This is a genomic window from Agriterribacter sp. (assembly GCF_035445465.1).
Classification (GTDB): domain Bacteria; phylum Bacteroidota; class Bacteroidia; order Chitinophagales; family Chitinophagaceae; genus Agriterribacter.
The window spans coordinates 107,187-119,542 of the sequence record NZ_DAOMQT010000012.1; the positions used below are offsets into that span (position 1 = coordinate 107,187).

Sequence of the window (12,356 nt, forward strand, 5' to 3'; positions counted from 1 at the left end):
AGATAAATAAATCTTCGGCACAGGTTTGCCTGCACACTAATGGAAAAATGTATTTCATAAAAAGTCTCTCAGTGCAGGGGTCTCACAGCCGCTCACAATGGCTCTTTGTGAAGACCCCGGCACGACTCATGGGATAAGCTGTGGAGAAGAAGGGGAATTTTTGAACCCGGCGTTCGGTATATACCGCTTCTTTGCGTCGCACTCTTGTACGTTCGGGGCAGTGGGCGGCGGGGGGCTATCTTGTCATAAAACCTATATAGTTGCTGATTAGAGTTTTCAATTTGGCAATATTTTTTGATTGAAAGCTAATTTATTAATATTCGAATTTTCTCTATTTAATTGTTTGGTAAATTTTCTGCTATTTCCTTGTCTTGAGTTGTCCTAATGTTATGGGCAATATTGCTTTTGAAATAAGTATCATACCTTTTTTCTATCATTTTGTCAGCGATTTGTTTTGCAGTTAGAGGATCTTTTGGATCTGGAATGACAGGTGTAGCTAATAAAATATCAAATTTATTCATATCATCTTGCCATTTAATTGTCAACAGGCCATATTCATCAATTGGTGGTGTTAAGCTTTCTGCTCTTTTATATTCTTTTGCGTTGAATGTTTTGTTATAAGTATGATAGATATCTCGCCATTTTTTACTTATAAATTCAAACTTGCTAAAATCGTTCTTCTTTAATTGAGGATTAATTAATAATCCGACCGCGCCCCAGGTACTTATGATTCTTCTGTTTTCCGATTTGTAAATGCCTTCAGCGATTGCAAGTGCAATAGCTTGTTTTTCTAAATCTTCAAATGAACTAATTGGTTGTTGGAATTCAAGAATTAAACCTTGTCCTAACTCGTGGTCGTTATCAAAGACCATCGAATATGTTTCCTTTCGAGTAGATGATTTTCTGCCATATCTAATAGGTACAGGGACTAATGTTCGTTCAGCTTTAAGATTCTGATTTCTCCAATCTCTTCTAATGAAATTTTCTCCCTTTTTTTCTAATTCTATATGATCCTCCCAAATGAGGGAACCAATAATAATAACTCCACCTATCAATTTCATATAATAAAGTATTGTTGAGGTGTTTTGAAGTAAAAAATATAAATTGATTAAATTATTTTTAATAATGTCCAATTCAACAATTTGAATTAGTTCTTTTTATTTCATTTAAACTGGTTTTGAAATCTGTAAAATAATCTTTAGTCAAAGAATAATAAATTGCTAATCTCATAAATCCAAACCTACTATCTACAACAGATACTAGTTTAATTTGAAGATAATCTTTGATCCAGGTGAATTCATTTATCTTAGCATATTTATTCCAAAAATCTTCATCAGTATAGTTGTCAGGAGAAAACTTTTTTGATTCAAAAGAATCTCCGTATTTATCTATTAACATTTGTTTTAAGTATTTCTCAAACGATGGATTTATTGCACTATATTCAGGATTTTCATATAATAAGCAGTTCCTAATTTGATGATCAGGATTTTCAAGATCATCTTTATGTTTGTCATAACAACTTTCTGAACTTGGTAAGGCTCCTGTAAAATAGATATAAATGTCTGAAATCACACCTTCTCTACCTCTTCGGTCTATAATGGCTGCATATTCTTTGCCATCAAAATATTTTTATAATAAAAGATATGTGAATCTTTATTTTTTAATGCTGTAAAAGAAAATGCATTTAAACTATCCGGAACTGAAACTCTTTGACTCTTGGTAACTACTTCGCCTATTTTTAGTCCATTATACACATCATAAATAGGCATTTCCTTTCTACAGGATAAAAGAAAAGTTGGTATTATACATAGAAAAAGCAAACGTACTTTGAGCTTCATGCTAAATTATTTGATAAAAGAGTTTGTTTTGGGCTTCTAAGTGCACTTTTTATTTGTTTACCTTGTGCTATTATTACTTCTCAAAATATATGTATCACAAAATCAAATGTGATACATAAACTTATTGATTTCTGGTGAAACACCAAAATTCGTTTCTGAGTTTTACTCCCCCAACAAGCGCAAGCGTCTCGCTTGTGCCTTCCAGCAAATCATTCACTTAGCCGCAACGTCTCCCAATATTAAAAAATGGTAGCTATCCGGAAATATATCTTTCCTGTTTCCATAAATGACTTGCGGTGTTCCTCAAAATATTTTTCCGCAAATGAATATGTGAAATTCTGGTTCGTGAGACACGAACCGGGACCGATGCATTTAAGTGAAAGAAACGCTATTCGCCCGCTTTATGTAAAATAAGTAATTCCAGTTCCTCCGTAATCCTGAAGTTTGTTGTTTTAATTTTTGCCAGAATGGGTTTAACAGAGGGTATAATGCCTGCCAGTTTTGCATCCACGATAATTCCTATAGTACCGATAATTGATAAGCCGAGTTGCCGGGCAAACTTTCTTCCTTTACGATCATCTATAATTAACAGACTATTACCAGATTCCAACGCGAGTGCAATTGCACTGGCTTCTCCTTTGTCTACAAAAGATTCAATCAGCAATTGGTAATTTTTGTCTTTGGGCTGCTGGATTTGGAACCAGGAAGGAAGTGGTTGTCCGAATTCTTCTGCAACTTCTGAGGTTGTAATAATTATTCCAAATAGTTTCCTGAGAATGTCAAGCTCACCGATTTTATCAAGCAGGATGATACAACTTGTATCAGATATGATAGTTTTTGGCATCAGACAGGTCTTTTTCTAATTCTCCTTCTGTATAGTCAAAAACAGACACTTCATAGTCTGCTAATAATTCAATAAATGTTCGTTTGGAATAGCCTGCCAGTTCAGCCGCCTGCCCCAGCGACAGAGCGCCTTTTTCATACAATTTAGCAGCCAGCAATATTTTTGCATCCCGCTCATCCAGGCTGTCAGGTATTTGCAGCGTCAATGTTTTCATTAGCATATTATTTATTTGTCCGCCAAAGGCATGCAGTTCCAAAACTTCAGGACCGTTGGAGATAATCCGCCAAACAGGAAAGTTCAGCACCATATCCCGGCCCAATTCTCAAATCTACCAAAAATCTGAAAAGTTTCCAAACTATGTTGTTGTAAACAATGTACTTTGTATGGGCTGAGACTACGGGATTTGTGGGATAGGATGTGGTGCTTTGTGGTAACTTTTCTTGCATCGCATTGCCATACTAAGCCCTCCTTTACCATAACGAACTTTTTCGGGCTCAGGAAAACAAATGCTGGCTATTCATCGTAGGTTTGGATATCGCAGGTAAAATGTTGAAGCTGCTCTCTTATACCGCATTTATTATGGTTGCATTGGCATATGCATGCAAAAAAGATATCCGGCACCTAACGCCGCCGGTAAACAACAGCGACAACAATCATTACCGTTTTCTTGCATTGGGCGATTCCTATACCATTGGGCAGTCTGTGGCGGAAAAAGAAAGGTTCCCGGAACAAACCAAAGCAAGACTGACCGCATCCGGTAAGTACATTGATAAAGTGGTGTATATTGCCACTACCGGATGGACGACAACAGACCTGGAAAACGCCATTGATCAGCAAAACCCTCAGGGTCCGTTTGAAATTGTTACTTTGTTGATTGGAGTGAATGACCAAAACAAACAACGCGACACTACCGGCTATAGCGACAGGTTTACCAGGCTTTTACAAAAAGCGGTGCAACTGGCCGGTAACAAACGCGACCATGTGTTTGTTTTATCCATCCCGGACTACAGCGTAACCCCCTATGGTTCGATTGATGATACGATGTTTATCCGGAAACAAATTGATCTGTTCAACAGCATTAACCTCAGGATTTCAAATGCATACAACATCAGCTATACCAATATTACGCCCTTTTCAAGGGAAGCCTTAAACGATCCTTCCCTTATTGCCAGCGATGGTTTGCATCCCTCCGGAAAAATGTATGAGAAATGGGCTGTTTTACTGGAACCTGCAATAAAGAAGATATTGAAATGAGTTATTCATTTTATCTGCACCACACGCTCAGTAATATGCCTAAATTTTGAAAAGAGCTGATCGTCATGTCCCGGCAGGATAAAGTCAGTTTCGGATGCGAGTGTTTTCATTCTTTGCATGGCTGCCACATAGGCTTTTGCATCATAAGTGCCATAAGACGGAGGCGGTAACATGCGCTTCAGGTTATCATATACCCATACATTGTCTGATGCGATAAGGATCCTGTCTTTACCGGATTGCACCAGCACATATTGTGACTCGTAGGTATGTTTTGAACCGGTGTACACCGTAATGCCGGGTATAATTTCTTTGTTGTCGCCATTCACCAGCGTAACTTTCCCGGAAACATTCAGGTCTACAAGCGTAAGAATATCCCGCTTAACAAAGCCACCGCGGTTGGCGTCTTTCTGCCAGGCCTGCCCTGCGTAATAATTGTAGTCCTCTTTTTGTATCCAGATCTGTGCGTTGGGAAATAAATTGATGCCATTGATATGATCCCAATGCGGATGTGAAATAATGATATCTGTTACCGCTTCCGCTTTTACACCTGCCTGCAAAAGCACAGAATCGGGGCGCATAGCTGCAGTCAGTCCAAAATCTACAGCATTCGGAAGATCGGCTGAGCAACCGGCGTCCACGAGTATATTTTTACCATTGTTACCTTTTATCAGCCAGAACACAAATGCAATGTTGATGTTGTCGTTGGCCGGGCCGCCCTGCACCCAGTCAGCGATCGGTGTAAGCCTGTTCAAACTGGCATACTTTAAAGCATACACCTCGTATACAGGCTGTTGTTGTGCCATTGCGCAGAAGGTACTGAGCAAAGCGAGACATCCACTAAAAATGATTTTCTTCATAACGGAGCAAAGTATTTGAAGTTTGTTTTCGCGGGTAAAGATAGCTACGGTATGGAATAAGCATTGGGTTTTTCCGGCAGGCTAAGACCCCTGCCGACAGATGAATATATCAAAGAGTATAGGAAGCAGCGAAATTACGAAACGGGAAGCAATTAAGGTTTGGGATTATGGGATTTGGTATCACATAGCAAAAGCAATGGACAGACTGCCCAGTAAAAAGACTATACAACTTGCCTTGCGTAGGGGGAGACCTGGCTATTCGAAAGACAACGCTCAAACCTGCACCAGCAGGGAAACCTTCCGAATTGTTATACAGACTATAACTTCATAAAAACAATATAAATTAAAAAGCTCTTTTGTTTTTCGTAGTCACATTCAATTATCGGCAGTCTATTCATTTAACTTTACTGGAAGGCTGGTCGAGACACTGAAAATTCAGGCATTCTAGGAAGACCTAGTCTGAAGTACCAATTTGAAGAACTTATATCCTTAAAATAATAAAAAGTCAAAAGATCAAAATCTCTAATAATCTGGCACAATGTCATGGAAGATACACTGTAAGACAATCTAACTGAGCAATTGTTTATTATCATAAAAGGGTTATTCCAACTTGGATTAGAAAATAAAAACTGGTTATCAACGATTCTTATTTCTTTTATTTTTTTGCTTTCAAAAGCATCAGACATGGTTATTTCATTTAAGTCTCTCATCTTTTCGTCTGAAAATTCTTTTATTTCCGGTTGTTCGAGTGCCTCGAATGGAATCATTTCCTCTTGATCACCAGAAATAAAAAATCCTGAATTATACCCTTCTGGTTCCAAGCTATTTGCTTTTAATATTGGCCAACTAAATGACCTCCCAATACAATTTTCTAAATCAGAATCAGGCAAAATGCCGTACGTCAACTCTGTTGTCATAGGGAAATAAAAAATCTCTTTTTCAGTTTCTGCTACGATTGTACCATAAAAATAACCTAAAACATTCCTATGATACTCCTTCTTGAACATCACTTCAGTCCCCAATTCAGTTGCTATTTCTACAAGACGCTTGTTGTCCCACTGCTTAGAATAGATAATAGATCTATGTACATTTATTTCACCTTTCATTTTACCGCTTTTTATTTCCGCAGTAGTTTAGCTCTGGCGGATGTAATGAGCCTTTGTTTTCAATTCCCTGATACAATCAGGTTATATTTAGGGCTTAAGTGACCGGCAAATCCGAACATTGCCCCAGATAAGGAAATTAGGTTTAGCAAAGGCTATTGAGCTTTTAATACTTCAAACAATTTAGGACAATTTTTCTCACTAATGGATGGTGATCTCCAACTATTCAATGTAAAATAATTATAGGACTCTAATTCCGGTACTAACTGCAACCAATGTTTTTTCCCACGCGCTATTATGATAAAGGCTTTCCTTTCAATTGCTTTCCTTACTAAATAGGCATTATATTTTTGTGAAGGAATATCTTTCAATAATTTGAATTGGGTAGAATGATATGGCTGCAATTGGATCGTTGATACATTTTTGGAAACCTGCTCCTCGCTTTTATAAATTTTTTTTAATCCTTTCAATTTAGACGACCAATATTTTTTCCCAATAACGACATTCGGATCCAAAAAGAAAAATGGATACTCAACAGGTTCATGATTAAACACCTTTATCAATTTCTCTTTGTAATTTTCATTTTCCTTTATTTTATTTTCTGAACGATATCTAGGATTTAACATGAGAATTATAATCTCACTATCGAGAACATTACCAACAAACGGCACAGGCATTAATTCATCCATAAGTTTATAATTATCCTTTGCCTTTTGGTTATACCGTAATACTGCATCCATATCTTCTTCCAAGATATATGGACCTTCTTTGCGTAATTTTCTCCAAGGGTTCTGCATACGTCTACTTTATTTTTATTGATTTGTATTTTAAAGATAGCTTATAATTATAATTAATCACAATCCTATTCCTTGCATTTTTTTGCAACGAACATAAACGAATATAGGTTGCTTCGCCAAGCTGTGTAAGTCCCATAAAATCTCCCTCACTCGTGCTGGTTTGTATTAAAAGCACTATGTATTGGCTGACCAGTGCATACGCAGACGAAAGCGTCTCGCTTGTGTACTATAAGGAGTAAGCTGATGATAAACAATAGTACCAGCTTTATTTCCTCACCTACTTCCTCTCCATTAACTTTTCTAACCTTGCCATCATTTCATCCTTTTCTTTCAGCATACGCTCAAACGAAGCAATTTTTTCCTCGTGTAATTTTTTAATTTCTTCAATGGGATTAACATTGAACTCTTCTGGCGCTGGTCTTTGTAGTAACAGCCAATATGCCAACCCTGACCGGTGCCTTGATGTTACTTGTTTAAAGTAATAAGATAAGTAACGATGTCATATAGGTTTAGCTATGCAAAACAATGCTACCAAACCTATACCCGAGCTACATACTGGTAATGCAAAACGAAATTATCAAGGCTTGTTATTAAGCACAATAAAAAGAAGATAAGTTCGTATAACAAGGAAAACAAACCTTGTGCGTTATTTTATGATACTCTCAAAAGCCTTCATACTATTCTTTTTATTAGGAACCTTAACTCATTGTACTGATACATCGCATGAACGTTCTGAAAAAGAAGGAACAGAATCAGATGATAGTGAATGCAGGTTTGAAGACGGACCGCATTCTGCAACAGTGGACTATTACAACCCTGAAACAGGTTACAGCCAGGAATACACATTGGATGTTGAAGTAGAAAATTACGAGGTAGTTCAAATAAGCTTTCCAAATGGCGGCTGGCTTGATAATGACCACATAACACCTGAAGAACTTGATAAAGACGGCTTTTGTGTTATTGAAGGCGAAGATGGAAAGACTTATAAAATCCAAGTTGACAACTAATGGCAGACATTTAATATAGCGCCAAACTCAAAAACAATGGACCAGTCGAAACTTGAAATTAGCGGTAACACTACCATTAGTGAAGCGATAGAAATGCTAAAGCAACAAGCCGATACTATTGCCAATTCGGAAGAAGCAGCAAAATTTCATCAGGAAAATCCGAGTTGGTCAAAGTTATTCAGAAAATCATATAAACCATACCAGGATGCAGTGCAGCAATATGAAGAAACATTGAAAATTAACGAATGGCTTAATGGCAAAAACCCGGAAAACGAACATTTAACTATAAAGGAAATCTTTTTAAATATGTCTGACCAGGATCGGTTAAACTTATTTCATGAGCGTATTAATACAGGCATTCCCAGTATTTTTGATGGATACCTGCAGGTTTGGTGGATAAACAGATATTAACCCAATACAGGCGTAAGGCGTCTCGCTTGTGCTTCATAATAATAAATAAATGCATCCGGCAAAATCTCATAGATTCCTCCCTGCCTGCCGTAGGCAAGCTGCGTTGGAATGACAAGCAGAAGTAACTATGATGAACTGCAGTACCAATGCCGGGCATTACACCGCTGCCTGTCATACCGACAAAGGAGGCATCTGCCCTGACCATTTCTTTACCGCCTGCTGTGCGATGCCTCCCAAACTTCGTACATCGCATATTCTTCCGGCTATTCGAAAAGCAATGCTACCTAACCCGTGCCAGCCACGAAAATAAAAGCAATGACTACCGGATAAGCAGCACAGTCCCTTTTTCTGTTCCCGGCTCCGCTCCTTCGAGTTGGTAAGAACAGACCCATACAAACAGACCAGTGTTTTGGGATACTCCGCCTATTGTGCCATCCCATCCTTTTTCCGGGTCAGTAGTTTGAAATACAAGACTGCCCCAGCGATTATAAACCAACAGGTGATAATGCACCGTCTTCCCATAAACTATTGGTTTGAACTTATCATTTTTACCATTATTGTCAGGTGTAAATGCGGTGGGCACATATACACCAAACATACACTGCTTAGCGAAAACAATAGTTGTGTCAACTCCAATACACCGGTTAGCATCGGTTACTGTCAGCCAATAAGTGCCGGGGGTTTGCACCTGTATATTTTTAGTTGCCTGACCGGTAGACCATTGATAGCTTGTATAAGAACCGGAAGGTGCCAGCTCCAGGCTCTTATAACTACATACACTATCCGTTTTCCTCAAAAAGCCGGTTGGTGGCTCTATGATGTCCAACACCATAATTGTATCGGTAGCTTCGCAACTGAAGATATTGGTAACCCTTACCCAATATAAACCCGTACTGTTGATTGTAAGCGTAGCAGCATTGCTACTATCCTGCCAAAGATAACTTGTATAAGCTCCTGGTGTAAGTGTTAATTGGGTATTCCTGCATAAGTTCTTATCGGTTCCCAGGTTTAGAGAAGGCTTGGGATTCACTGTCAGATGGGTTGCTATAACCGAGTCGCAACCCAGTACAGTTCGTAAAGTATCATAATAAATTCCGCTTATGATTTGATTGGCACCCCCCGCAAAAAAGAACTCCCCATCGCAAATCGTTTTTGTTTGTTCCGTTAACTTTTTATTAATGGTAAGGTTAAGTGTAATCAGGGAATCACATCCCGAAACGTTTAAAATAGTTTGCAGATAGGTTCCCGTTGAATCGAAGGTTTGGTTGTTTAATGTATAACTGTTGCAGGTACTGATATTCAACGTAGAGCTGGTCGCATTCAAACAGGGCCCGAGTTTTAAAACAAAAGGACCACCAGTAAATGAAAAAACACCAGGTCCGGGATCGAAATCATTTACTCCGTACGCCGTTCCGGTAACATAAATATGATGGTCGGCATCCATTATCATTCGCCTGAATAAACTGGTGCCGTAACTGATGCTTTGAAAAGGTGCTGCATAAACAAATTCCCCACCAGATGATAATTTTATTAGGGCAGATAGTCCGTAGTGTGGGCTATTAATAAAATGCACGCCCGGGCCTGGATCAAAATCAACCGAGGTGCCAAAAGAACCAATAATATATACATTATTAGCAGCGTCTACAGCTACATCGCTCCCCATATCAGACTCGCTATTCCCAATTATTTTAGCCCATACAAAATTACCCTGTTGATCCAGCTTTAAAATATAGCAGTCATGAGGGTTACTGAAAAAGTTTTGCTCTCCGGCACCAGGATCGAAATCAAAGTCGCCAATAAAAAAACCAGTGGTAAGGATATTATTCATACCATCAATATCTATACCCGTGGGAGTAATGAAGTAGTTGTTATCTCCCCTCTTTTCTTGCAACGTTTTTACCCAAACAAAATTACTGCTGGCATCCAGTTTACAAATGAATCCATTACTACTGTTTCCCGCTACGCTTGTTACATTATATACTCCCGGGCCCGGATCAAAATCACAGGTCCTGGCAAAAGAACCGACAATAACAATATTTCCCTGAGCATCGCATTTTATATCTGTGATATTGCAGCCGCTATACACTTCGGGACCATTGCCGAATTGCTTTGCCCAGATAAGTTCTCCATCATTACTCAGTTTAACAATAAAAGCCTGGAAATGAGCGCTGGAAGTTAGGTTCAATGTACCGGGGCCCGGATCAAAATCAACCGTGTTGTTGAATGCACCACCAACAATTACATTATTATCCGGGTCAAGTTCTATCATATACGACTGGGGTCCGGTATCTCCTGGTCCCCCAAACTGTTTTGCCCATACAAAATTGCCGTCCGTATTCAATTTTACAACAAAAACATCTCTGAAACCTGTCGGCGTCATCATATGCACCCCCGGCCCCGGATCCATATCAGCAGCGCCTCTCGAATCTGAAGCAAGATAAACATTGCCTGTTCTGTCAACTTTAAGCTCTACCTGGCTAAACTCAAGGAGCGCCGGAATCTGCTTAGCCCAAACAAAATTTCCATTCGCATCTAATTTGGAAATATACACACCGGATTGAAACTGGCTTCCCCCTGTCATCATATAAACCCCAGATCCCGGATCAAAATCAACTGAATTCTCAAACCAACCCGCTGAATAAACATTTCCCTGTTCATCTATTCCTACTGTCCTGGCATTGCTATTGCCCGCATTGTATGCTTCAAAAGCTTTAACCCAGTTTAGCAGAGGCAATTGGGAAGATGCTGTCATCACTGATAAACATAAGATGGCTGATATAAATAATTTGGGCATAGGGGATACCAAGGGTTATTCGCCTTACAACAATTATAGACACAAATATATTGTATAAAAGATCCAAAATATAACGACTCAAGATGTAGAGCTTTAGTTTTTTGCTGAGTTGACCACAGGCTATTTTCCGCAAATAAACAGCGAACAGAGGATTGTTGACCTACACTTCATTCGTACGGGCTACAGCGATAGTAATGTTCATTTATTGCCCAGTTCCGTGCTGCACTTGTTTAATATACTGAATCTGACTGCTAAACACCACTTCCCGATATGCTTTAACAGATAAGTACCGGATGGAATAGAAATAAGTTTAGAGTAATTTTACCCGTCGTGGGTTGTGTCTTACGAACCATTATTCACTCTTCGCTATAATATTTCCAATAACAAAAGTTGAGCATTTGCACAAGGCGGGAACATTGAGTAACATCTCTCACCTGCGCTGGTCGTGGCAAAAGCAATGTGCATTGGCCGACCACTGGCGCTACTTAAAATTCTATCACAAAACAATCTGGTTATAGGTTATCCGGACAGGTGAAACAGAAGCCCGGGCATAAACCAAGCAAAATTTTCTATCAAATTATTTAAAATAATACAATTGTAACTTAATATTGCATTTAACCTAAACCCCCTTTTATGAAAAAAGCCATTTTCTTTATAGCGCTTATTATCTCTGTACACAGTGCGTCTTCGCAAAGCTTCCTGCATGGCGCCGGCATAGGTTTTTTTAGTTTCCGATCCTCCGTCTCCCTATGTAAAAGCAAAAGTATTTGCCACGCTTCATTATTATCCCCAGGTAGCCTTCGTTGAAACTGAATTCTTCTCCGTTTCAGCCGGCGTTCCACTTACAGTTGGATTGACCGGGACATACAATGCCAGTTATTCAAGCAGAGGAGACTCTTATGAAGAAAACACATTGTTAGGCCTGATTCAGATTCCTTTAATGGTAAATTTTAATGGAGGTGCAGGTTCTTCTAAACAAAATGAGCAAAGATTTGGTTATTTTATAGGTGGCGGCTTTGGCTATCACTCAACAGGGATAGACGAGTTACTTATGACAGACGCGCTCGGTAATGATATTGGCACAAAAAAGTATTATGCAAAAGGATTTGGCCCTGCTGCTAACGCGGGCATTCGTTTTGCCGTAGGCTCCCATCAAAAAAATATTGAAGTACGTTTTTCATACATGAAAGGACTTAAGGAATTCAAACCTTCTATGTTTGGCTTAAATGCCGCATTTAATTTCTAAAAGAACCTGGTATATTTATCTCCGTTCAAGAGGCTGTCTCAAAAGGCCGGTATAGAAGATATGCCACTAAGACACAAGGGCACAAAGCCCTGATTTTCAGGCATTAGTGTCCGGTAAAAATACTTGATTGATAAATTTAAAGGAGGCGGGAAGCCTCCTTTTTCGGTATTTTTAAGTTACCACACAAAAAAACAGCCGATGAGTA

13 protein-coding genes are annotated in these 12,356 nt (G+C 38.9%); 4 read left to right on the forward strand and 9 right to left on the reverse strand.

Annotated elements, in window-relative coordinates; genetic code table 11:
- Positions 1-335 precede the first annotated feature (335 nt).
- The 5 genes from PLE34_RS08785 to PLE34_RS08805 all read right to left on the reverse strand — a co-directional run bounded on the left by PLE34_RS08785 (position 336) and on the right by PLE34_RS08805 (position 2,896).
- Complete coding sequence (locus tag PLE34_RS08785; RefSeq protein WP_324555963.1) at positions 336-1,061, reverse strand: hypothetical protein; 726 nt, start codon at positions 1,059-1,061, stop codon at positions 336-338.
- A 73-nt stretch (positions 1,062-1,134) separates the two neighbouring features.
- Entirely contained in the window at positions 1,135-1,572 is a 438-nt protein-coding gene (locus tag PLE34_RS08790; RefSeq protein ID WP_324555965.1) for a hypothetical protein, read from the reverse strand.
- A 20-nt stretch (positions 1,573-1,592) separates the two neighbouring features.
- Positions 1,593-1,838, reverse strand: a complete 246-nt coding sequence (locus tag PLE34_RS08795; protein WP_324555967.1) for a hypothetical protein — start codon at positions 1,836-1,838, stop codon at positions 1,593-1,595.
- A gap of 388 nt (positions 1,839-2,226) precedes the next feature.
- Positions 2,227-2,682 (reverse strand): PIN domain-containing protein, encoded by a 456-nt coding sequence (locus tag PLE34_RS08800; protein WP_324555969.1) that lies wholly within the window; start codon positions 2,680-2,682, stop codon positions 2,227-2,229.
- The gene (locus tag PLE34_RS08805) at positions 2,660-2,896 is read right to left on the reverse strand and encodes a UPF0175 family protein (protein WP_324555971.1); all 237 of its coding nucleotides are present in this window, start codon (positions 2,894-2,896) and stop codon (positions 2,660-2,662) included. The genes PLE34_RS08800 and PLE34_RS08805 overlap by 23 nt, the downstream gene beginning before the upstream one ends.
- Positions 2,897-3,228: 332 nt before the next feature.
- Here PLE34_RS08805 and PLE34_RS08810 point away from each other — a divergent pair, with 332 nt between their 5' ends.
- Positions 3,229-3,936, forward strand: coding sequence for an SGNH/GDSL hydrolase family protein (locus PLE34_RS08810; protein ID WP_324555974.1), 708 nt, complete (start codon positions 3,229-3,231; stop codon positions 3,934-3,936).
- 5 nt (positions 3,937-3,941) lie between these two features.
- Here the strand turns inward: PLE34_RS08810 and PLE34_RS08815 are convergent, their stop codons facing one another.
- The 3 genes from PLE34_RS08815 to PLE34_RS08825 all read right to left on the reverse strand — a co-directional run bounded on the left by PLE34_RS08815 (position 3,942) and on the right by PLE34_RS08825 (position 6,693).
- Positions 3,942-4,793 (reverse strand): N-acyl homoserine lactonase family protein, encoded by an 852-nt coding sequence (locus PLE34_RS08815; RefSeq protein WP_324555976.1) that lies wholly within the window; start codon positions 4,791-4,793, stop codon positions 3,942-3,944.
- A 404-nt stretch (positions 4,794-5,197) separates the two neighbouring features.
- A complete protein-coding gene (locus tag PLE34_RS08820; protein WP_324555978.1) occupies positions 5,198-5,899 on the reverse strand; it encodes a hypothetical protein in 702 nt (233 codons plus the stop codon).
- A 152-nt stretch (positions 5,900-6,051) separates the two neighbouring features.
- Entirely contained in the window at positions 6,052-6,693 is a 642-nt protein-coding gene (locus PLE34_RS08825) for a hypothetical protein (protein WP_324555979.1), read from the reverse strand.
- 653 nt (positions 6,694-7,346) lie between these two features.
- Here PLE34_RS08825 and PLE34_RS08830 point away from each other — a divergent pair.
- Positions 7,347-7,700, forward strand: coding sequence for a hypothetical protein (locus PLE34_RS08830; RefSeq protein WP_324555981.1), 354 nt, complete (start codon positions 7,347-7,349; stop codon positions 7,698-7,700).
- 36 nt (positions 7,701-7,736) lie between these two features.
- Positions 7,737-8,111, forward strand: coding sequence for a hypothetical protein (locus tag PLE34_RS08835; RefSeq protein WP_324555983.1), 375 nt, complete (start codon positions 7,737-7,739; stop codon positions 8,109-8,111).
- Positions 8,112-8,430: 319 nt separating this feature from the next.
- On the opposite strand, the gene PLE34_RS08840 is transcribed toward PLE34_RS08835, so the two are convergent.
- Positions 8,431-10,863, reverse strand: coding sequence for a T9SS type B sorting domain-containing protein (locus PLE34_RS08840; protein ID WP_324555984.1), 2,433 nt, complete (start codon positions 10,861-10,863; stop codon positions 8,431-8,433).
- Positions 10,864-11,845: 982 nt separating this feature from the next.
- On the opposite strand from PLE34_RS08840, the gene PLE34_RS08845 reads away from it, so the two are divergent.
- The gene (locus PLE34_RS08845; protein ID WP_324555986.1) at positions 11,846-12,151 is read left to right on the forward strand and encodes a hypothetical protein; all 306 of its coding nucleotides are present in this window, start codon (positions 11,846-11,848) and stop codon (positions 12,149-12,151) included.
- The last annotated feature ends 205 nt before the right edge of the window (positions 12,152-12,356 follow it).

Coding starts and splice junctions, on each gene's coding strand:
- PLE34_RS08785 (WP_324555963.1), bottom strand. CDS start 1,061: ATGAAATTGATAGGTGGAGTTATTATTATTGGTTCCCTCATTTGGGAG.
- PLE34_RS08795 (WP_324555967.1), bottom strand. CDS start 1,838: ATGAAGCTCAAAGTACGTTTGCTTTTTCTATGTATAATACCAACTTTT.
- PLE34_RS08800 (WP_324555969.1), bottom strand. CDS start 2,682: ATGCCAAAAACTATCATATCTGATACAAGTTGTATCATCCTGCTTGAT.
- PLE34_RS08805 (WP_324555971.1), bottom strand. CDS start 2,896: ATGAAAACATTGACGCTGCAAATACCTGACAGCCTGGATGAGCGGGAT.
- PLE34_RS08810 (WP_324555974.1), top strand. CDS start 3,229: ATGTTGAAGCTGCTCTCTTATACCGCATTTATTATGGTTGCATTGGCA.
- PLE34_RS08815 (WP_324555976.1), bottom strand. CDS start 4,793: ATGAAGAAAATCATTTTTAGTGGATGTCTCGCTTTGCTCAGTACCTTC.
- PLE34_RS08820 (WP_324555978.1), bottom strand. CDS start 5,899: ATGAAAGGTGAAATAAATGTACATAGATCTATTATCTATTCTAAGCAG.
- PLE34_RS08825 (WP_324555979.1), bottom strand. CDS start 6,693: ATGCAGAACCCTTGGAGAAAATTACGCAAAGAAGGTCCATATATCTTG.
- PLE34_RS08830 (WP_324555981.1), top strand. CDS start 7,347: ATGATACTCTCAAAAGCCTTCATACTATTCTTTTTATTAGGAACCTTA.
- PLE34_RS08835 (WP_324555983.1), top strand. CDS start 7,737: ATGGACCAGTCGAAACTTGAAATTAGCGGTAACACTACCATTAGTGAA.
- PLE34_RS08840 (WP_324555984.1), bottom strand. CDS start 10,863: ATGACAGCATCTTCCCAATTGCCTCTGCTAAACTGGGTTAAAGCTTTT.
- PLE34_RS08845 (WP_324555986.1), top strand. CDS start 11,846: ATGGTAAATTTTAATGGAGGTGCAGGTTCTTCTAAACAAAATGAGCAA.